This is a genomic window from Bacillus sp. OTU2372, assembly GCF_038440275.1.
In the GTDB taxonomy this organism is placed as follows: Bacteria; Bacillota; Bacilli; order Bacillales; family Cytobacillaceae; genus Neobacillus; species Neobacillus bataviensis_B.
In genome coordinates this window covers 495,308-517,687 of record NZ_JASATK010000002.1, presented here as the reverse complement: position 1 = coordinate 517,687, position 22,380 = coordinate 495,308, and the positions used below count along the sequence as shown (strand labels likewise).

Sequence of the window (22,380 nt, the reverse complement as noted above, 5' to 3'; positions counted from 1 at the left end):
TGCTTGTCGGGGCTGACCAAGGCGCTTGCGCTTTTCTTATAACAGAGGGAGATTTGGAGAATATGTCAGTTTTACGAGATGAAGCATTACAGATGCATAGAGAACATCAAGGAAAGCTTGCGGTAACTTCTAAGGTTCCACTACAAAATGCAAAAGATTTAAGTTTAGCATACTCTCCCGGTGTTGCAGAACCTTGTCTGGATATTTATGAGGATGAGAGTAAGGTATATGATTACACAATGAAGGGGAATCTCGTTGCGGTTGTATCCAACGGAACAGCTGTACTTGGTCTTGGAAATATCGGTCCTAAGGCTGCTATGCCGGTAATGGAAGGGAAGGCCGTGTTATTCAAATCATTTGCGAATGTAGATGCGTTCCCTATTTGTTTAGATACTACTGATACAAAAGAAATTGTGGAAGCGGTCAAATTATTGGAGCCTACCTTTGGAGGAATAAACTTAGAAGATATTGCTGCACCTCAATGCTTTGAAATCGAAGCTCAACTGCAGAAAGTTTGTGATATCCCTGTTTTCCATGATGACCAGCATGGTACGGCTATTGTAACAGCTGCTGGTTTAATCAATGCTCTGAAACTAGCAAACAAGAAGCTAAAAGATATTCGTGTCGTGGTAAACGGTTCTGGTGCAGCAGGAGTGGCGATTGTAAAGCTTTTGCTTCGGATGGGAGTAAAAGATGTAATTCTATGTGATACACAAGGAATCATCTATAAGGGGCGGCCTTTTGGAATGAATGAATTCAAAAAGGAAATGGCAGAGGTTACAAACAAAGAACAAAAACAAGGAATCTTGGCCGATGCTCTTGTTGGTGCTGACGTGTTTGTGGGAGTTTCAGCAGCAGGTGCCGTAACAAAAGAAATGGTTCGTACTATGAAGCGTGATCCGATTATTTTTGCCATGGCCAACCCAGTACCTGAGATTATGCCTGAAGAAGCAAAACAAGCAGGAGCATTGGTAGTAGGTACAGGACGGTCGGACTATCCAAATCAGATCAATAATGTTTTAGCGTTTCCGGGGATTTTCCGCGGTGCATTAGATGTTCGAGCAAAGGAAATCAATGAGGAAATGAAGATTGCGGCTGTCCATGCGATTGCCGGTTTAATTTTAGAGGAAGAACTGAATGCTGATTATGTCATCCCAAATCCTTTTGACCAGAGAGTAGCAGCACATGTAGCAGACGCCGTTGCTTCCACGGCAATGAAAACAGGCGTTTCAAGAAGAATGAGCGTATTGATTTAGTAAATAAATAGTTTTGGTGGCTTTTTATATTAATATATTCATGAAATTTAAGCCCAATTCTTCAAAATCTAGGACGGTTCTCCTGCTCTAAAAGCAATAGAACCGTCCCTTTGTTTAGTTACGGTTTTCCTCGGGAGCTGTTTGAAATGAACCGGTAACCGTATATTTGCTGGAGATCGCATGGACTCGGTAATAGTATTTTGTATCAGGTTTTAATCCGATAAATTCTACACTTACGATAAAGTCATGCTCATTATCCGCTTGCCCCATTTTGACAATGGTTTGGTTTTTAAATTGGCTATCAGTTGAAATTTCAAATTGAACTCGTGCGTCTCCATTGGTTCGGGCCCATAAAATAGCTGATGTGTTCGTTACCTCCCCGTTGGAAACTCCGTGTGATATAAACGGCTTCTCCAGTAAATCCACAAGCTGGTCAGTATTATTGGTGAATTGACCATCCACTCCAAGTGCAAGCAGGGCTGCCATATCCCTCTGAGAATTGACGGTCCACGGATGGACCAGAAGATAATTCTGATGAGCGGCCTTTATTAACCTCCGGCCAACAAGCCCCTTAGTAGGACCTATTCCAACTGCATATTCCGAGATTCGCTTGAATTCTTGGTACACATTTTTGCCGGCCAGCATACCTCTTTTATAAAGTTGAATCAGTTTTATATGTGGGGCAAAGTTTTTCAATGTACGAAGGCTCTGTTCACTGAAGGATTCAAGGAAAAGCTTCCGGTCATTGAGGACATTGGCTTTGTTTAAGATTTCAATTACTTTCTCTTCCATTCCTGGATAAGCACTTGGTGCTTTCGTTTCGATATAAAGACCGACCTTTCCGTTTCCATACTTTTTCACACAATCAATTACTTCCACAAGCGTTGGAACACGTTGTCTGATGTATTCCGTTTTTGCTTGTTCCGGATAAGTCCTATTAAACCAGGAGCCAGCATCTAGACGACTGATCTCTTCAAGTGTAAAATCCTTTACCCGCCATGGTGCGCGATTAGGAAAAAGTTCCTTGGCATTGGTTGTTCTCGACAGTGTCTCATCATGCATGGCAATCAACTGGCCGTCCTTGGTCATTTGCAAATCAATCTCTACATAATCCGCCTTCAGCATTATCGCCTGCTTATAGGCTGCCAGTGTATTTTCCGGTCCGTAGGCAGAAGCCCCGCGATGAGCAATAACCATTACATCCGTGGTTATTGGACGTAAGGTCATTTGTCTATATTTAATTTCTGTGTTTTGAAGTGACTGTGCCCAACCGGAATAGGGAGCGGCTGTGATAGACAGACAAACAAGACCGGCAAGTAAGCTTTTCTTCATTACTAATTCAACTCCTGCCAAAACAGTGACTGTTTTTATAATAAGACAATAAAAATAGAATTATTTTCCATGAAAAAATACCTATAAGAGCTAAGTATCAGGAATAGTATCTTACCCTATAAAAGCATGCATTATTAGGACAAGGGTCGTGTATCAGATAGAAAGTTTCAGTGGAAAGTAAGGAAAACAGCGCGTTTCTATAGGTAAAAACTATTATTGACAGCGTTTACATACAAAATTATATTTAAACTATTAAAAATTTTCAGTATTTTAATACTAAAAGTGAGGTGGATGTTTATGAAAAAAAGAAGAGTTATAGTAACATTGCTTGTTCTTTGTATTTTCTTTCTCACAACCACAACAACCAGTTTTGCGGAGGCAGTTCAACAACCAACTTACCCAAAGTACACGAAAAATGCAACCATCACCTGGTGGACGTGGACTGCAAATCCCGACAAAGTTATTGCAGCCTTTAACAAAGAGTATCCGAACATTAAAGTGGATCACCCGCTAATCGGAAGTGGAAACGCGGAGTACAACAAATTAACCACTGCTATTAAAGCAGGAGCTGGGGCCCCGGATGTTGTACAGATTGAGTACCAGTACATCCCTAAGTTTGTGGATACAGGTGGAATTTTGGACATTTCAAAATATGTAAAACAATACGAATCCTACTTTCAACCTTGGACATGGAATCAGGTAAAACAAGGCAGCAAAATTTACGCCATTCCAGAGGATATCGGGCCATTGGCTTTACTTTATCGGCCAGACATATTTGAAAAATATAATTTAGCAGTTCCCAAAACTTGGGATGAATTTACAACAGAAGCCGAAAAGTTACACAAGCAGAATCCGGATATGTATATGTCTTACTTCCCAGTAAACGACGGCGGATTTATTACGGGATTATTGTGGCAGGCCGGCGCCAGACCATTCACGAAAACATCTAAGGGCTGGGAGATTAATTTAAATAGTCCTGAAGCAAAGAAAGTGATAAATTTTTGGGGGGATTTAATTAAAAAAGGGGTTGTCCATGCAACAAATGATTGGAATCCACAATGGCAAAGCAACATTGGTAAGGGATTGTATGCTTCAGTATCGGGTGCCGCTTGGTCGCCAACCTACATGATCCAACCGTATGTGAAGAAGGGAACCGATAACTGGAATGCAGCTGATATTCCTCAATGGGAGGCAAATGGGGAATTTGTTGACGGTAACTGGGGCGGATCAACCAATGCCGTAACCACACAATCGAAATATCCTGAAGCGGCAGCGCTTTTTGCGGCTTGGATCAATACAAGTGCTGCAGCTGAAAAGCTCGATGTTACTGACACGACTAAGGGCGGCCGGGGCCAGGTGCCAGGAAATAAATATGGCATCCAGCAATCTGAGATGAATGCGCCTAATCCAGCTCTTAAAAATCAAATTTCTGGTCCAATCTATGCGAAAGCAGCCGCATCTGTTGATACCTCCTACCAATGGAGCCCATGGACGGATTACGTGTACAACCAAATGACGATCGAATTTACTAAAGCAGCTGGTGGAGAACAAACATGGGATCAAGCGCTTGATAATTTGCAAAATGAAGTGACTGTTTTTGCAAAATCAGCGGGGTATAAAGTCGTTTCGAAGGGTGCAGAAAGCTCAACTAAACAACCTTTAGCCGCTCTTAATACGCCTGCCTTACCGGTTGTCATTATCTTAATCGTTATTGCCCTTATTATTTGGTTCTTAAAGAGAAGACAATCATCCTTAGAAATAGAAATTTAAGAAAGTAATCATAACAGGTAATGGTAAGAGAAATCAATTAAAAAAATGCAGAAACGCGAGGGATGGTAATGTTAAAGATTCGACGTGTTCCCTATATATTTCTTACACCTTTTCTGATCTTATTTGCTCTATTCTTTGTTTTTCCTTTTGTTTATTCGCTCATATTGAGCTTGTTCGTTAATATCCAAGGGGATTATAAGTTTGTTGGACTGACAAACTATCTTACGGCGTGGGAGGACAAAAGCTTTTGGTATGCCGTTTACCGTGTTGCCTACTATGGGGTGGTTCAAGTTACGATTATGCTAGTTTTGGCTTTAGTTTTGGCTCTCTTTTTAGATAGTCGCTATGTTAAAAACAAAGCTTTATTTCGAGTTATTTATTTCTTGCCATATGCCGTACCAGGTGTCATCGCCGCGATTATGTGGGGGTTTCTGTATTCCCCAGACCTAAATCCTATTTTAAGTATTTTTGGTATCTTTACAGGCGGAAAGCCGCTTAATTTATTGGATTCAGGAACCGTTTTGTATGGGATTATGAACATGGCTACATGGGCATGGACTGGATATAATATGACCATCTATTTTGCAAGTCTCACTTCTATCCCGATCGAACTGTACGATGCTGCAAAGATTGATGGCTGTAATGAGTTCCAAACAGCATGGCATATAAAACTTCCGCTCCTGAAGCAGGTTATCGTCATGACCACCGTTTTATCGATAATTGGTTCACTCCAATTATTTAATGAACCATATGTGCTTTCTTCTCTGACAAGTATTCCGGCTACTTTTACACCAAATATGGATATCTATAATATGGCGTTTGCCTATGGAAATTTCACCTACTCTGCAACTCTATCCATTACCTTGGTTCTGATTACTTTTATTGCCTCCTTATTGTTTATGTATGCCACTTCTGAACGAACAACAGCTAAGAAGAAGAAAGTTAGAAATAAAATCATTAGTCATACAACGGTGAGTTCATCGACAATATCCTATACAGGAGAAGGAGAGAAGACTATATGAGCCTAAAATCGAATTCATTTACAACAACTAATCTTCAACGGGAGAATCATAGCAAATCGAAAAAAGAAAGAATATCCACTTCACTCTCTATGATTCTGATGATTGTAATGGCTGCTTACTTTTTATTTCCTCTTTATTGGCTGCTAGTCGCGATGACCAAAAGTACGAATCAATTATTTACTACATCGATGCTCGCCTTCCCTGAGCATTTAAGCCTTATGGCTAATCTAAAATGGTTAAATTCTTATCAAGATGGGATGTTTTGGCGCTGGGTTTTAAACTCAGTTATCTATGCTGTAGGCGCGGGCCTCTTGGGAACTTTTGTAAGTTCGATGGCAGGTTACTCTCTAGCAAAATATGTGTTTAAGGGGAAAAATTTCTTAACTGTTGCCGTTTTAGGTTCATTAATGATTCCAGGAGCTGCACTTGCTATACCTGTCTTTTTGATGATTAAATCGCTAGGTCTTATCAATACTTACGCTGGCGTCCTATTACCAATGATTGTAAATCCATTCGGTGTCTATTTCATGATGGTCTTTATCAAGGAATCCATGCCAAATGAACTGATTGACTCTGGGAGAGTCGATGGGGCAAGCGACTACGGGATCTTTTTTCGAATTGCCCTTCCAATTATTCGTCCAGGTCTAGTGACACTCTTTTTAATCACTTTCATAGGGTCTTGGAATAACTTTTTCTTACCATTAGTTCTATTAAATAAAACAAGCCTTTACCCTTTAACGGTAGGTTTACAAATCTGGACGGCAAACTTAAATGCGGCAGGCACAGGGCAACCATTATATCCGTTAATTTTAATTGGTTCCTTCCTCTCCATTTTGCCAATGTTGATCATGTTTCCAATCCTCAGGAAACATATTGTTTCAGGGATTGCTATGGGAGGGGTTAAATCCTAATTTTAATAAGCGTGATTTTAGTTTCATTTGAAAGGTTAAAACTTTACATTGTAAATATGAATTGAGAGGTTAGAACCAATGGATAAAGCACTTAAATCAAATACATTTGCTCTAGGAGCTTGCTATTATCCCGAACATTGGCCAGAAAGCTTATGGGAGAAGGATTTTCAGAGAATGAAAGAAATGGAGTTCTCTGTGGTTAGGTTAGCTGAATTTGCCTGGTCCATTTTTGAACCAAAAGAAGGAGAATTTTCATTTGATTTCTTCGATAGAGTGATAGATTTAGCGCACAGTTTCGGGTTAAAAGTGATTCTTGGAACTCCCACGGCCACACCCCCAGCATGGTTAACAAGTAAGTACCCTGAAGTACTGAATGTCTCTCAGGAGGGAGTTCCATATCAACATGGTCAGCGCCGTCATTACAATTATAACGCACCTATATATCTAGAACTCTGTGCCAGAATTGCAACGAAAATGGCTGAACATTATAAAGATCATCCAGCTGTAATAGGATGGCAAATTGATAATGAACTTAACTGCGAAATGAATGTGTTTTATTCTGAGGCCGACCATCAGGCATTTCGAAGCTGGGTAAAAAATAAATACGGATCGTTGACTGAGTTAAATCAACGCTGGGGAACGGTTTTTTGGAATCAGAGCTATACAGAATGGAGTCAGGTTCACTTGACACGGCCAACGGTGAGTGATTCTCCTAATCCTCACCAAGCACTGGATGAGAAACGCTTTTTCTCAGATAGTGCGATCGCGTTTGCTAAAAATCAGGTGGATATTATTCGAAATCTTGCACCAAATCAGTGGATTACGACCAATGGACTTTTTGGCCATTTGGATAGTCATAAGCTGGCTGATGAATGTCTTGATTTTTTTTCTTACGACTCTTATCCGCAGTTTAGCTCAATCTATCCAGACAAAGGACCAAATCCATTGTTAGACCGAAAATGGAGCTGGAATTTAAGTGTAGCACGAAGCATCTCTTCTAATTTTTGTATTATGGAACAGCAATCAGGTCCTGGCGGCTGGGTAAATCGGATGGATATGCCGGCTCCAAAGCCGGGTCAGCTCAGGTTATGGACCTATCAATCTATTGCACACGGTGTTGACATGCTGCTCTATTTTAGGTGGCGTACAGCAGCCGTTGGAACTGAAATCTATTGGCATGGAATTCATAATTACGACAATCGTAAAAATCGCCGTGTTTTAGAAGCTGAACAAGTGGGGAAAGAATTGGAAATGATCGGGGAGGAGATCGTTGGCTCCAAATATCAAGCGGATGTAGCGATTGTTAAAGATTATGACAATGAATGGGATGGGGAGTTAGATCGGTGGTATGGTCCTTTCAATTCACAGAGTGAGATGGCCTGGTTTAAAGTCCTTCAACGACGACATATTCCTGTTGATGCATTATTCCTAACTAAAAGCTCCACAGTAGAGGACCTTTTAAAATATAAGCTGCTTGTTTACCCTCATTCAGCTGTTATGCCGGAGGAGAAGGCGAACTTACTAAAAGATTATGTTAATAGAGGCGGCAAGATTGTATTTGGCTGCAGGACAGGTTATAAGGATAATTCTGGTCATTGTTATTTAACACCAATGCCAGGGCCAGTTGCGGAGCTTTGTGGAGTGACCGTCGATGACTTTACGATGATTGGTCCTAACGAGGCACCACCGAAAATCTCAATTCTAGGTGTAGAAGAACATCAGGAAATTATAGCAGAATCTTTCAATGATATATTACATGTTGAATCAGATCAGACCGAGGTGCTGGGGACTTATAAAAATGCGTATTATGATGGACAGCCTGCACTTGTAAAAAATACTTTTGGGAATGGTGATGTCTACTATTACGGAGCTGTTTTTAACCAGGAGATCGTAAATCTTCTGGTAGATAGAATGCAGATTAATTCACCTGCTTCAGATTTACTAAAGCTTCCAGAAGATGTTGAACTCTCAATTCGAAAACATATGGATACTGAAAAGGCCCTAATTTATTTGCTAAACTATAGTAAAGATCCAAAAGAAATCACCTTGAAAAAACCTATAAAAGAAAAATTAACAGGGCAAACACTTAATGGGAACATAACTATGGAAGGCTATGGGGTTATGATACTTGAAGGGTAAGCAAGGGGACGGTTCTCTTGCTTTTTTTTTGTGGAAACAAAAGTTGAATTATTGAGGTTTCCAAGCTTACACCATTTGACAAAAGCTCAATTAATCAATAGTATCACTATTAATTCGAACTTCATTACAGGAGAGATTCAGATGAAAGTTTATGTAGATGCAGATGCCTGTCCGGTAAAGGATATTATTATTGCTGAAGGAAGGAATGCAAACATCCCTGTGATCCTAGTAACAAGCTTTTCCCATTTTTCCAATGTGGAACAACCATCAGGAGTAGAAACCATTTATGTGGATTCTGGTGCAGATGCTGCCGATTACCGAATTATGAAATTAGCAGAAACGGGAGATATTATTGTGACGCAAGATTATGGTCTTGCATCGCTAGGATTAGCAAAAAAATGTATAGTCCTTCATCATAAAGGATTTAGCTATACAAATGAAAACATTGATCAATTATTACAAACACGGTATTTAAGTGCAATGGCTCGAAAAAGCGGCAAGCGAACAAAGGGGCCCAAGCCTTTAACGGAAGAAGATCGGGAGCAATTTAGGAGACTTTTTAAACAAGTTATCTCCCGTTATGAATGAAGCAGAAAAGTAATCTATCGATTAATGAAGAGAAAAATTTTAAAAATTTAACAAGAAGAGGTAAAAGGTAGATGTGGATTGTGTAAAAGGAAATAAAAAAGGGAATTGGACGAATCCAATTCCCTTTTTGTGGTAACGTAATAATATTTGTAGAATTAGTTTCGAATCAGATAATCAAACGCACCTAATGCTGCGGTAGCACCAGAGCCCATCGAAATAATGATTTGCTTATACGGACTATTCGTACAGTCTCCTGCAGCAAACACTCCAGGGATGCTTGTTGCACCATGATTATCGACAACAATCTCACCCATGCGAGTACGTTCAAGTGTTCCTTCTAACCAATCCGTATTTGGTACAAGACCAATCTGTACAAACACACCTTGCAATTCAACGTGATGCTCTGCTCCTGTTTCACGGTCAATATAAGAAATGCCGTTTACCTTGTCAGTACCAGTAATTTCTTTTGTTTGAGCTTTCTTAATAACTGTCACGTTAGGAAGGCTGTTTAGACGGTCTTGAAGAACAGAATCGGCTTTCAATTCTGGCGCAAACTCAAGAACAGTTACGTGATTTACTATACCTGCAAGATCAATCGCTGCTTCAATACCGGAATTACCACCGCCAATAACAGCAACGTCTTTTCCGGCAAATAATGGACCATCACAATGAGGGCAGTAGGCTACACCTTTGTTCTTGAACTCTGCTTCGCCAGGGACACCAACATTACGCCAACGGGCACCTGTTGAAAGAATGACTGTTTTACTTTTTAAAATCGCACCGTTTTCGAGTTCGACAGCAATAAGGTCCTTTTTCTCTAAACGTTTCGCACGCTGTAAATTCATGACATCGACATTGTACTCTTTTACATGCTCTTCAAGACTTGCAGCAAGTTTAGGGCCTTCTGTATATTTCGTACCGATAAAGTTCTCAATGCCCAGGGTGTCCATGATCTGGCCGCCAAAACGTTCTGCCACAATACCCGTACGAATTCCTTTACGCGCCGCATAGATCGCTGCACTTGCACCAGCAGGGCCGCCCCCAATAACAAGTACATCAAATGGTTCCTTATCAGATAGCTCTGATGCATCTGAACCACTGCCCATCTTGGCGAGGATTTCCTCAAGTGTCATCCGGCCGCTGCCAAATGATTCTCCATTTAGGAATACAGTTGGTACGGCCATGATGCCTTTGCTTTCAACCTCTTCCTTAAACGCACCACCATCGATCATCGTATGTGTAATGTTAGGGTTCAGAGTGCTCATTACGTTTAGAGCTTGTACCACATCTGGACAGTTGTGGCAGGTTAAGCTGATGTAAGACTCAAAATGATATTCGCCTTTGATATTTTTGACTTGATCGATCAGCTTTTGATCCACCTTAGGAGCTCTTCCACTCACCTGCAACAGAGCTAAAACCAATGAAGTGAATTCGTGTCCAAGAGGAACACCTGCGAAAGTGATCCCAGTGTCTTCACCAATGCGGTTCACACTAAAGCTTGGAGTTCTTTCTAATTCAGTCTTCTCTACTTTAATGTGGGAAGACATGTTAGCTAATTCGTCTACTAAAGCTAGTGTGTCACGAGAAACGTCATCGGAAGCTGCGCTGACTTTAAGCAGTACATCGCCCTCCATCAATTGAAGATATTGGGCTAACTGTGCTTTTATATCTTTATCTAATATCATTAATCTCTCACTCCTTTAATTTTTCCTGCGAGTCAGTTGATAATTCTGTTAATAATAATAATTCTAATTCAATAATTATTATCATATAAAATTCATTATCAGTCAAGTGAAAAATACCTATAACTTTCGGCTTAAAAAGAAGAGTGATGCTGTAAGATTCAATATTGTCGTTTTCATTATGTACTGAAAAAGGGAATTGGAAGCTTCCAATTCCCTTAGAATGTTAAAAGTACTGCTTAGATTTTACCTACAAGGTCAAGGCTTGGCTTAAGTGTTTCTCCACCTTCTTGCCATTTAGCTGGGCAAACTTCACCTGGATTGTTACGAACATATTGTGCTGCTTTAATCTTGTTCACGATCGTGCTAGCGTCACGGCCGATGCCATCTGCATTGATTTCCATAGCTTGAACTTTACCGTCTGGGTCGATGATGAAAGTACCACGCTGTGCAAGACCTTCTTCTTCATCTAATACATCAAAGATGCGAGAAATCTTTTGATTAGGGTCACCAACCATAATGTATTCAATTTTGCTGATCGCTGGTGAGTGATCGTGCCATGCTTTGTGAGTGAAATGAGTATCTGTTGATACAGAGTAAACTTCTACACCAAGATCTTTTAATGTTGCGTATTGGTTTTGAAGATCTTCTAACTCAGTAGGGCATACGAATGTGAAATCTGCTGGATAAAAGCAAACAACATTCCATTTACCTTTGAAGTTTTGTTCAGATACAGTGATAAAATCACCGTTATGGTAAGCTTGTGCTGTAAATGCTTGTACTTCTTTTCCGATTAATGACATAATCAAAATTCCTCCTAGATATGATTTGATAGTTTTTGGTAAACTATAATAATTCTAATTCAATAAGTATTATCATATACAACTTATTGTATTGTCAAGTAGAATGACTCAACTTCTTTACTTTGTTAGTAATAGCAATACAGGAATGTTTATGAAGTTTGCTATAGTGGAATCACCAAATAAATTTCATTGTGATGAAATTTAATTAATCAATAAGATTCTCTATTATTCATTATAATTCTCATTTAGATTTTTGTCTGTTACTTTGAACTATCATTAATAAGATTCTCATTTGAGTATCCTCGTATTCCACATTGATTCTTATTCCACAAAATAACATTAAATATCCCCTAAGAATGAATAAACCTATATCAGTAAGGAATATTTCACCATTTAATGAAGAAAATAATTTTAAATGGGGGATATGGAATAAGCCATTTTTTCGAAAGCAAAACAATGATATGGCCTTACCTTACCTTACCTTACCTTACTTACCTCTCGATTGTAGTGTAGGTTTTCCCTCTTTGAGGATAGATTCCATCCGTTTGAAACCAATTCCAAGTTAGATCTGCGCTTTTTTTACCAATAATGCCGCTCATGATCATTCCTATTTCAATTAATTTATAAGGAAGGCCCCTTATATAATAAGTATGGTAACTCTTTTCCATAGTAATCTAGTAAACCGCGGTATCTCATCTCAAATTCAGAACTAATCGCCAAATTCTTCAAAAATTCCTGACGTTCATTGGGATTGGTGAAATGATGTATCCGCATTCGAACCTCGGGCTAGGTTTCTGTAGGACGAGGCTTGGTTTGACTTCTTTTTTTCATAAATCAACCTGCATTCATTTTTTTGAGGGTGTTGGAAATAACAAATGAGGTTAAGAGAGGGAATATGCTTTAACTACTCGTAAGTATAGAGCCTAAAGGAAGAGAAAAATGTTTATTTATGAAATATTTGTGAAATATGGAAAAATATTTGAGCGGTGAGAGTTTTATATCAATCGTGAAGTTTCTCATCCATAGGATTTGCAATATATAGATTTATTTAAATAAAGATTATCCATGCTATACTTGTGGAACGGATTGGCGTTCTGAAAGGAGGTAATTATTTTGAAGTATATGAAATCGCAAATGCAGCAGCTAATTAAGGATAATAAAGAATTGCATACACGTTTAAAAGAGTTGAAGGCAGAGCACGGTCTTGAAAAAAACAATGCTCTCAAGGCTTTATACCATTCAGAAGTGGCTGATGGAGGAAAGTACCAATTAGCTTACCAAGCTCTTGATCAACCCAAGAAGTAGTATAAATACTCCAAATTTTTACCCCATGTTAGAGGATCGATTGGTTCTCTTCCTTTACTCCTCCCCCGAGCAACTCTAGCTTCACGAAAAATTTTTCTATAATATTTAACCGACTGGAAAATTGGATTTACACCTGGAAAGAAAAAAGTAGGAAAAAATGAGTTAAAATAGTAGTTCTTCTTTAATTAGAAAACTTGGAAAAACTGTAATCAATGGAAGGTTTCATGGATAAGTTGTAGCTATTAGGTTTTGAACAAAAAAGAAGCTGGCGAAAAACAAGATGTTTTTCGCCAGTTCTTTACTGTTTAGACAACCCCTATTTTACAATCCTTTTTTCACTACCATAATAAAAGGAATACCTTATTTACTATGGCCAGCTGGGGTCCGCACGTTGATTGAATCCGTCAAAGTAATGTTGTCAGAAGAGTTGCCGACGTACACTTTGTACTCACCATCTAAAGTTTTCCAAGTATCAGCATTAGAATCCCAGATGGACAGCGGATGGTTACTTGCTGCTGGGTCAATCGTAATCGTCACACGTTTCTTTTCACCTGGTTTCAGCCAGACTTTTTCAAATCCAACAAGCCGTTTAGGCGGTTCGTTCGCAACTTTAGGCAGACCTAAGTATACTTGCGGTACTTCCGCACCAGCTGCTTTTCCGGTATTTTCGACAAAGAAGGATACCTGAATTTTCTTAGTCCCGTCGGTCGTCTTCGGCGTAACAACTAGTTTAGAGATATTAAAGTTTGTATAAGACAAACCATGACCAAATGCGAAAAGAGGTTTGATGTTTTTGGCATCGTACCATCGGTATCCCATCTCAAGTCCTTCAGAATAGTACACTTGCGGGATTTCTTTTCCAGTGCTATCGAGTATACCTTGATTAACGCCTGGATAGCGCTCTTCAGTGCTGGTTGGTGTGTCCGCTTTGGAAACTGGATAGGTCACTGGAAGCTTTCCGGATGGATTGGCAAGCCCAAATAACAAGTTAGCGACAACATTACCGTCCTCTTGACCTGGATTCCATGCTTCTAGGATAGATGGAACTTTGTTAACCCATGGCATAAGCACAGGGTCTCCGTCTTTAAGGACGAGAGCCGTTTTCTTGTTTGCTTCAGTAACAGCAGATATCATATCATCCTGGTTATCAGGCAGCGACAAGCTTGGGCGGTCACGGCCCTCGCTGGTTACAACTCCAGCCATTAGGATAACTACGTCTGCATTCTTCGCTGCAGCTATAGCTTCGTCAAGGTTGCTATTGTCTGCAGCTACTGTCACCTTGGTAATTGCTGCATCAGAACCTATCTTTTCTAAAGTGTTCTGAAGTCCCTGCAGAGGAGAAACGGTATATAGCGGACTTACCCGCGAACTGCCGCCTCCACCTGCAACGGCAGCGTCTACATAGGTCGACTTACCGATTAAGGCAATAGAATCAACAGATGGGTCGAGCGGAAGCAGGTTACCCTCATTCTTCAGCAATACAGCTGTCTGTTCTGCAATATCGCGCGCTTTCGAACCGTTCGTCTCTGCATCGATGGTACCGCGTACAATCGGACGGTCGAAAATTCCATATTTGAACATTTGGACATACCGGCGACTGAGAGCTTGGTCAACGGTATCCAAAGTTAAGCTGCCGTCAGCAAGCGCGGCCTTAATGTTAGCATTTGTGAAGAATCTAGCACTCTGCATTTCTAAATCCAATCCGGCGTTAAGCGCCGGAGCAGTCGAATGGGTGGCACCAAAGTCAGATTGAACGTACCCTTTGAATCCCCACTGATCGCGCAAAACGGTATTCAACAGATACTCGTTCTCACAGGCATAGGTTCCGCTTACACGATTGTAGGAGCACATAATTGAACCAACGTTGCCATCCTTTACTGACATTTCAAATGGGAGCAGATAAAGCTCATGAAGTACATTTTCGTCTATGTTAACGTTCACTGACATACGGTTTTGCTCTTGATCATTAAGTACATAGTGCTTCGACATGGCAATAATATCATTATCTTGGATACCCTTAATTTCTTTAGAGGCTAAAACACCAGCGAGATAAGGGTCTTCACCCATGTATTCGAAATTGCGGCCGTTCTCGCCCAGGCGTGCAAGATTCATGCCTGGTGCTTCGAGTTCGTGCAGCCCAAGCGTGCGGGCCTCACCACCCATTAGGTCTCCAAAAGCGTAGGCAAGACTGGGGTCAAAACTGGCTGCAAGTCCAATTGCAACAGGTAATGCAGTCGCCTTATCCTGCGGGCTGCAGTCACCGCCGCCTAGACCTACAGGACCATTGGTAATTCTAAACGTTGGGATCCCGAGTTCAGAGATTCCAGGAATGTGCCTGCCAGGGCTTCCGCATTCCACCAACTCCGGAATTACTCCGCGCATCCCGGCTAGCTGTTGGATTTTCTGGTCTAGCGTCATTGCATCGATAAGCAGTTCTGTTCGTTTTTCAGGCGAAAGCGACGTATCCATCCAAGGCTGCTGGGTTGAAACAGCGGCCTGTTCAGCGTTCGCCTGTGTTGGCTGTGCAGAAACTGCTCCGCCCGCTATGGCTGCGACAGCTACACTCGATAAAAGTGTAGACCACACAAGTTTCTTGAATTTTTTTCCTACTTTAATCACCTTACCAACCTCCCCTAAATTGAATTAATTCTTCTCTTTACTTACTTTTTCACCTCCGTACTACACTAATTTGAAAACGCTATCAAATTGTTGTCAACCTCATTATAATGAAACATCTGAAGAATGCATTTGTGGTATTTTTATGTTTTCTTGTAATCTTTTTATCTGTTTATTGGAAAAATTAAAAATGGTTATTTTGTAATAGGAAATATTTCTTATGTAAAATTTTTTAAGAGGTGCTAGAAGAGATCAAACCTTTATGCATTTTGACCGGAAATAAGGGGACGTTTCTCATGCTTCTTTTTTTAGGCTTCACCCCCCTTTTTATCCCCGTTAACGATATCACCTTGCGATTAAGTTGCATCTAGGTAAAGCATTATAAACATGAATAAATTAGAAGTGTGAAAAAGGAACTGGAGGTATCCATTTCCCTTTTGTTTTACAATTTCGGCATCACATTATAAACTATCTTCCTCTACTCCTCCCCCGAGCAACTTTAGTGATAAATTCATTTGCAAAATGGCCGAGGAATATAAGAGTTTTTCTAACTCCTATAAACCTTCGATGAGTAGGAAGGAAATATCTAATAAAACACTAGTAGATGAAATCAATGAACTGCTCGCAAAGACAATGTAAAACACCAAAGAATTATTGAAGAGATGTCTAATATCTAGGGGAAAGAGAATCCGACTTCTAATACCACACCTGTAGAAAGAGCTAATGATAATAAAAGGGACAAACTAAAAGAAGAGGTACTAGCCTACTATGTTAATGGTCAGCAAAATATTAATGGCAGCCAAAGGAAATGGAAGGAATTTGTCTTATATCGATTTAATCAGGTATACGAAAAAAAGTTAACAGTTCAAGATTTAATGGTTTTAATGAAAAATTCAGGATTTACCTTTAATCAACCCGAAAAAATTGTTTACTATCCTCTTAGAGATTATCTGATTTTTATAGGGGGAAAATCAAAGAAGCTATTGGATTTTATTTAAGGAAGAACAAATGGACGGACGGTTCTCTTGCAGACTTTTGAGCAAGAAAACCGTCCCATGTTATTCCTTCAAAATGGAAGTTCATCATCTGTAATAAAGGGCACTGGCTTCGATACTTCTAAATGATCTTCGTCATCACAAAATTCACCACATTTATCGCAGCTGATAAAAGAATCATTTAAATGATAATCAACATACCATGGGTGCATTCCTAAATGGCCCATATCATTTCCCACTCAACTTCTAACTTATAATTACATTAGGCACAGTAAAATTCTGCACTTCCGAAATCTTCTTTTTTCTTCTGTTTAGATTTTTTCTTCTTCTTCATTATTAAAGGAACTGTCGACCTTATCCGCGGTGAAAATGCTGTTAGATTTTCTTACGGAAAAGTTAACAGCATGTTTACAATGCTGTATAGTCGATTCATAGAAGTACCAAACGCTAATCAATTTGCTAATTCAAGGAGGTCTTTCAATGAAATTCCATACACATGATAAAGTCATTAGAAAAGGTCGTTTGGATGGAAATATCGGAGTGGTAATTCATCCTTGTTATTTGAAAACTGGTTTAGTGCTTGTACGGTTTGATCGAGGGGTATTCACCGCAAATGAACGGGACTTGGTTTTATTTCATTAAAAATAGAGCATCCGTAAAGGTGCTCTATTTTTAATGAGGGTAAGACTCTGTTAAAATAAAGATTTAAAACAATAAAATGCTAAATGTTAGATTTCCTTAGTGCACTAATTATTGACATACTAGCAGATTAATTGCTATGTGCATGCAGCTCCTAGATAGTTATACTATTGGGACAGCCTCCGATGTCTCAATAAATAACCACCGGCTCATAGGTGCTGAGATTATTATATACGGTTTTCATAATGCTTGGCGGAGTGTTGACACAGCCGTGCGATCCTGAAGTAAGATAGGCATTACTTGACCAATTGCCTCGCCAGCTGGCATCGTGGAACCCTTGGCCATCATTTGTAAAAGGAGCCCAATAATCAACATTGACCTGATAAGTGATTTTTCCGTTTTCTCGGCCTGTTAGTACGGAAGGTGTCTGTTTATAGAGAATATACCATACTCCAGGTGATGTATCATGTTGAGTACTATGTGTGCCGGTAACGACATTCGTTGTGACGACTAATTTTCCATTTTTGTAAATCCAAATGCGCTGCTCTGCAATCGAAACTTCAGCATACGTATCGCCAATACCATTGTTCGTGGTGTTATCATATCCGTAGCCTTCACCGTTCCAGCCATTTCCGTAAATATTAGAGGCGGTGACTGATTTTTCCCCATTTTCAAAGGCCTTCTTAATACTCCTTACCTCTTTATCTACATCTATGGCCCAGCCATAGCCTTTACCTTTAACTGATATCACCGAGCCTGAATGGGTCTTGAATGTGAAATCTTTATTTAATGTAGATTGGGAGTTGTTAATTTCAGCAACCTTATTCTTAATATCAACGGCATCATCAATCTTAATCTGCAAATCTTTTGAAATAGACGCATTTTTTATTAATTCTCTGGCGTTTAACGTAAAAACTTTATCCTGAACCTTATAATCGACGGTCTTTGCTAGGAATTCTTCCAACTTTTTCTGTTGATTTCTTATAAACTCGCTGTCTTCTTTAATTGGCTGTATGTATACTGGATTGAGCCGGATTTCACTAATATATTCGTGCTTGTCATAGTCCTTCAAAAGACTGGCGACATCATATTTCTCTCCGCTAATGCTGTTAGAGACAACTATTTTGCCTTGTTCCAAATGAACCGCCGCATCTTGTGGCGCTTTTAAACTCTGATTCATGGCTAACAGCTTTTCTTCCACCTGTTTTTTCAAGGTCTGATTTCGATAAAACTCCTGAGTGCTGGGCATTAATGAATAATCCTTAGCTTTTGAAGAAGGAAAAAAAGTCCATTGGTTCTTTAATAATTTTTTGATAGCGGGCAGATCTTTCTCCGTAAATCCCATCGTTGTATCTTTTCCATCTAAAATCTGTTGTTCTCCGACATAGACAACATTTTTAAATACGGTTGTTTTTAATTTATTAAGTGCCCTATCAGCCGTCATTCCACCGACTTTGATGTTATTAATGTTGATTTCTCGATTGAAGTGGTTTGCCTGATAGTAGCTGCCTGCTCCAATGATGAGTACGATAATAATGAGGGCGCTTGCTGTAATAAACCTCCAATTTGCATACCATTTAGTTGATTTTAGGCGTTGTTTCTCAATTTCTTGAATATTTACCGTGCTTTCCATAAAAATTCCCCCCATACCAGATCATCCAGCTGTTAGCATTTTAAGACTGTCATGTATTACCTATATTTTGAAATAGTAGTAAATTATACTAATATTCTACATAATGTCATGACCGAACATTGTCGTATTTTGTGCATAATTAAATTTTTAAATTATTTATATTCGTTGTGATTTCAAACTCAATGTTTGATTCATGTTCTCTGTGATTCCTAAGATTAATTGACAATTTCTTCGTTAAGGTTAATTTATGAAGTAAATTGTGAACATCCACGCCAAACCATCCCAAGATGTGTCCGTCTAATCTGGTAAACTCTCCAGTAACTGCCCACTTACAATTCATTTGTTACATATCGCTTTTGACCGTTTTGTAAAAAATTACTAAAAATGGTCTTTCCTTTTGGAAGGCATTGGAATATAATCAAACTGTACTACGAATAGTAGTACACTTAGTACAGATTGGGGGCACCCCGTAATGTTTGAACTAGACATAAGGAGCCGAAAGCCGATTTATGAACAGCTGGTGGATAAAATGAAGGAGCTAATCATCAATGAAGTATTAAAACCGGATGAACAGCTGCCATCAGTAAGAACATTAGCTACCGAACTCACGATCAATCCGAATACGATTCAAAAGGCATATCGAGAATTAGAAATCCAAGGATTTATCTACTCCATTAAAGGAAAAGGCAGCTTCGTCCATCCAAACAATCAAATAAAGGACTTAAAGAAAATAGAGGCTGTAAGTAAGCAACTTGAAAAACTTGTCTTAGAAGCTTTATATCTGGGAATCCCAGCGAGTGACATCATCAAATTAATTCATGACCTGGACAAAGCAAAAGGGGGAGGCGAAAGCAATGATTGAAATGAAAGGTGTTAACAAGAAATTTGGCCGTTTCACAGCGCTGGAAAAAGTCAATCTATCCATCAACAAAGGCTCCATTTACGGTCTTATCGGATCAAATGGCGCCGGGAAAACCACACTTATTAAACTGCTGGCAGGGATATATCGCCAGGATCGCGGAGAAGTAACCATTAACGGTGAAAGTGTATTTGAAAATATCAGTCTAAAGCAAAAAGTCTTTTACATACCTGATCAGCCCCATTTTTTCTCGCAATATACAACAAAGCAGATGGCCCGTTTTTATAAAAGCTGCTACCCAACCTGGGCGGAAGAACGGTTTCAGAAGCTGGCCGAGCTTTTTGATTTGAATGTGAATAAAAAAATCCATACCTTCTCAAAGGGGTGGCAAAGACAGATTGCCTTCATTCTCGCCCTTTCTGCCAATCCGGAGGTTCTAATTTTGGATGAGCCATTGGATGGCCTCGACCCTGTTGTCCGGAAAAAAGTCAAAAATCTGTTGATTCATGATGTCGCCGAAAGAGAAATGACCATTCTAATATCATCACATAATCTGCGTGAGATTGAAGACATTTGCGATCATATCGGGATTATCCATAAAGGCACACTCTTAATCGAAAAAGAATTGGATAATCTGAAAGCCGATATTCATAAAATACAGGTTGCCTATAAAAATGGTACTCCTCCAGACAAGCTGCTATTAAATCTCAATCCTCTTCATACAGAAAAAAGAGGTAGTGTGTTCCTATTCATTGTCAGAGGCGATGAGGAAGCAATAGAGAGACAAATTCTTCAGACAAACCCTGTCATTTTTGACTTGCTGCCTCTTACGCTTGAGGAGATCTTTATATATGAAATGGGGGATATCGGTTATGCCATCAAGAATGTCTTGGTTTAATAAAGAAATACTGCTTCAAATTGGACGAAGTACTGGCTGGGTTTCGATTGTTTACTTTCTAGGCTTGTTATTTACTCTGCCAATACAATTATTAATGATTTATTCTGACGAAACCAAAAGTTATTATCCAGAACCTAACAATCTTTTTCTTGTTAATTTTACCTTTCAAATTGGACTAATTGTTATTGTCCCAGTTATCCTGGCGGTTTTCTTATTTCGCTTTCTACATGTAAAACAAGCATCAGACCTTATGCATAGTCTTCCGCTTAAAAGGGAAAGGATTTTTCATCAATATGCTTTGACCGGGATGGTATTTTTAATCCTGCCTGTTTCAGTAATTACATTCATCATCCTTCTTATCCATAACACTCTAGACTTCAGTAACTTGTTCAGTGTAAAGGATATATTCTACTGGGCTGGCTCGACTTCGGTCATCACGTTGCTTTTATACACAGCCGCTTTGTTTATTGCCATGATGACAGGAATGTCAATTGTCCAGGCAGTTCTAGCCTATGTTTTTCTCCTTTTCCCAATTGGGATTACGATGTTGGTGTTTTTTAATTTAAAAATAGTACTCTATGGATTTCCAGGCGATTATTTTCTAAATCGACAGCTTGAAAAATTGTCTCCCATTACGTATGCGGCTGTCCTCGACAGCAGAAAGTTTCAATGGAATGACGGGATGGTTTACATACTCTTAATCATCGTGCTCTATGGGCTTTCAATATTTTTTTATAAAAAAAGAAATCTAGAAGCAGCGTCAGAGGCGATTGCCTTTCCAAAAATACGTTCCGTTTTTAAATATGGGATTACATTTTGTATGATGCTGCTTGGCGGTTCGTACTTTCAGGAAGTTTCCTATGGAAGCTTTAGCTGGACCATTTTCGGTTATGTCATCGGGGCTGTGATAGGCTTTTTAGGAGCTGAAATGATTTTAAGAAAAACTTGGCGGGTTTTCGGACGTATTAAAGGTTTAATCGTTTATTTAGCAGTTACCGCTGTCCTTGTTATAGGAGTTCACATTCTAGGATTCTATGAAAATAAAGTTCCTGAAGAAGAACAAATCAAAACCGTCCTGTTCTCCAATCAATTCGGTTTTTATACAAATGATGAAATTTATGGAGATTACTATAGACCACTGCCGATGAAGGAAAAAGCAAATATTGAGGCCGTCCGCAGGCTTCACCAGCAGCTTCTTTCAGATAAAAAAGTTAATCAGCAAAAGGAAAACTATCAATCTGTGAATTTCTATATTCAATATGAATTGAAAAATGGGAGCAAAGTGACAAGGGAATACAGTGTCAATGAACGTCTTTATGAAGATTTTTTCAAACCAATCTATGAATCAAAGGAATATAAGCTATCCTCAAATGAGATTTTTAAATTAAAGCAAAATAAAATTAAAACCCTCACTATTGGGGGAAACGGGCCTGTTTCTCGGGGAGTTACCTTGTCTAATTCCAACGATATAAAAGAAGTGATTGGGGCTTTAAGGAAAGATGTACTGGCTGAATCATATGAAGATAGCCGTTACTTCAAGGGCTCAACGATTGAAGTTTATCTAGGTAATGACCACTTTCTGAGCTTTGAATTTAAGCCCATCTATCATCATTTGACTGAATGGCTAATGCAAAAGGAATTGCTGAAAGACGCAAAGCCAAGCTCCGATGATGTTACTCATGTACTTGTAGCCAAAGGTGGAACTGAAAATCCGAAAGATATCGAAATAATTAAAAGTGACATAGAAAAAAGCAAAGATACTATGGATGTAACCAATAAGGGTCAAATAGAACAAATGCTAAATAACGCAAGTGCAGACTCAAATCATGAATACATGGCTGTCTTTTATTTCGGCTCTGCCCATTATTACGAAGTCATGTTTTTTGATGAAAAGCATGCTCCGGATTTCATTAAGGATCATTTTATGTAGGA

At 39.3% G+C, this 22,380-nt stretch carries 17 protein-coding genes; 11 read left to right on the top strand and 6 right to left on the bottom strand.

From position 1 onward, the window contains the following. Window positions 1–62: 62 nt before the first annotated feature. A complete protein-coding gene (locus tag AAHB15_RS07390; RefSeq protein ID WP_342042093.1) occupies window positions 63–1,256 on the top strand; it encodes an NAD(P)-dependent malic enzyme in 1,194 nt (397 codons plus the stop codon). A gap of 114 nt (window positions 1,257–1,370) precedes the next feature. Here the strand turns inward: AAHB15_RS07390 and AAHB15_RS07385 are convergent, their stop codons facing one another. Beyond that, entirely contained in the window at window positions 1,371–2,588 is a 1,218-nt protein-coding gene (locus tag AAHB15_RS07385) for a glycerophosphodiester phosphodiesterase family protein (protein WP_342042092.1), read from the bottom strand. A 297-nt stretch (window positions 2,589–2,885) separates the two neighbouring features. Between AAHB15_RS07385 and AAHB15_RS07380 the strand changes: the two genes are divergently transcribed. The 5 genes from AAHB15_RS07380 (at window position 2,886) to AAHB15_RS07360 (ending at window position 9,018) form a co-directional block, all read left to right on the top strand. Beyond that, entirely contained in the window at window positions 2,886–4,358 is a 1,473-nt protein-coding gene (locus AAHB15_RS07380; RefSeq protein ID WP_342042091.1) for an ABC transporter substrate-binding protein, read from the top strand. A 68-nt stretch (window positions 4,359–4,426) separates the two neighbouring features. Continuing rightward, on the top strand, window positions 4,427–5,380 hold the full coding sequence (locus tag AAHB15_RS07375) for a carbohydrate ABC transporter permease (protein WP_342042090.1): 954 nt from the start codon (window positions 4,427–4,429) through the stop codon (window positions 5,378–5,380). Next, entirely contained in the window at window positions 5,377–6,291 is a 915-nt protein-coding gene (locus AAHB15_RS07370) for a carbohydrate ABC transporter permease (protein ID WP_342042089.1), read from the top strand. The genes AAHB15_RS07375 and AAHB15_RS07370 overlap by 4 nt, the downstream gene beginning before the upstream one ends. A 78-nt stretch (window positions 6,292–6,369) precedes the next feature. Further along, window positions 6,370–8,430, top strand: coding sequence for a beta-galactosidase (locus AAHB15_RS07365; protein ID WP_342042088.1), 2,061 nt, complete (start codon window positions 6,370–6,372; stop codon window positions 8,428–8,430). 141 nt (window positions 8,431–8,571) lie between these two features. Next, complete coding sequence (locus AAHB15_RS07360; RefSeq protein WP_342042087.1) at window positions 8,572–9,018, top strand: YaiI/YqxD family protein; 447 nt, start codon at window positions 8,572–8,574, stop codon at window positions 9,016–9,018. 155 nt (window positions 9,019–9,173) lie between these two features. Here the strand turns inward: AAHB15_RS07360 and ahpF are convergent, their stop codons facing one another. After that, entirely contained in the window at window positions 9,174–10,703 is a 1,530-nt protein-coding gene (gene ahpF, locus AAHB15_RS07355) for an alkyl hydroperoxide reductase subunit F (RefSeq protein ID WP_342042086.1), read from the bottom strand. Between the two features lie 236 nt (window positions 10,704–10,939). Continuing rightward, complete coding sequence (ahpC, locus tag AAHB15_RS07350; protein WP_098527060.1) at window positions 10,940–11,503, bottom strand: alkyl hydroperoxide reductase subunit C; 564 nt, start codon at window positions 11,501–11,503, stop codon at window positions 10,940–10,942. Window positions 11,504–12,616: 1,113 nt separating this feature from the next. On the opposite strand from ahpC, the gene AAHB15_RS07345 reads away from it, so the two are divergent. Next, on the top strand, window positions 12,617–12,808 hold the full coding sequence (locus AAHB15_RS07345) for a hypothetical protein (RefSeq protein WP_144563757.1): 192 nt from the start codon (window positions 12,617–12,619) through the stop codon (window positions 12,806–12,808). A gap of 360 nt (window positions 12,809–13,168) precedes the next feature. Here AAHB15_RS07345 and AAHB15_RS07340 read toward each other — a convergent pair whose 3' ends face one another. Beyond that, window positions 13,169–15,427, bottom strand: a complete 2,259-nt coding sequence (locus tag AAHB15_RS07340; RefSeq protein ID WP_342042085.1) for a beta-glucosidase family protein — start codon at window positions 15,425–15,427, stop codon at window positions 13,169–13,171. A 1,063-nt stretch (window positions 15,428–16,490) separates the two neighbouring features. Further along, on the bottom strand, window positions 16,491–16,646 hold the full coding sequence (locus AAHB15_RS07335) for a hypothetical protein (protein WP_342042084.1): 156 nt from the start codon (window positions 16,644–16,646) through the stop codon (window positions 16,491–16,493). A 253-nt stretch (window positions 16,647–16,899) separates the two neighbouring features. On the opposite strand from AAHB15_RS07335, the gene AAHB15_RS07330 reads away from it, so the two are divergent. Beyond that, window positions 16,900–17,061 carry a hypothetical protein gene (locus AAHB15_RS07330; protein WP_176541010.1) on the top strand — a complete coding sequence of 54 codons (162 nt, stop codon included), beginning with the start codon at window positions 16,900–16,902 and terminating at the stop codon, window positions 17,059–17,061. Window positions 17,062–17,248: 187 nt separating this feature from the next. Here the strand turns inward: AAHB15_RS07330 and AAHB15_RS07325 are convergent, their stop codons facing one another. After that, entirely contained in the window at window positions 17,249–18,691 is a 1,443-nt protein-coding gene (locus tag AAHB15_RS07325) for a L,D-transpeptidase family protein (RefSeq protein ID WP_342042083.1), read from the bottom strand. A gap of 472 nt (window positions 18,692–19,163) precedes the next feature. Between AAHB15_RS07325 and AAHB15_RS07320 the strand changes: the two genes are divergently transcribed. The 3 genes from AAHB15_RS07320 to AAHB15_RS07310 are packed head-to-tail and all read left to right on the top strand — an operon-like array spanning window position 19,164 to window position 22,378. Next, window positions 19,164–19,553: a GntR family transcriptional regulator gene (locus AAHB15_RS07320; protein ID WP_335574201.1), complete on the top strand. Its 390-nt coding sequence runs from the start codon at window positions 19,164–19,166 to the stop codon at window positions 19,551–19,553. Then, the gene (locus AAHB15_RS07315; RefSeq protein ID WP_335574202.1) at window positions 19,546–20,448 is read left to right on the top strand and encodes an ABC transporter ATP-binding protein; all 903 of its coding nucleotides are present in this window, start codon (window positions 19,546–19,548) and stop codon (window positions 20,446–20,448) included. Before AAHB15_RS07320 ends, AAHB15_RS07315 begins: the two co-directional genes overlap by 8 nt. After that, complete coding sequence (locus tag AAHB15_RS07310) at window positions 20,423–22,378, top strand: DUF6449 domain-containing protein (RefSeq protein WP_342042082.1); 1,956 nt, start codon at window positions 20,423–20,425, stop codon at window positions 22,376–22,378. The genes AAHB15_RS07315 and AAHB15_RS07310 overlap by 26 nt, the downstream gene beginning before the upstream one ends. Window positions 22,379–22,380: the final 2 nt, after the last annotated feature.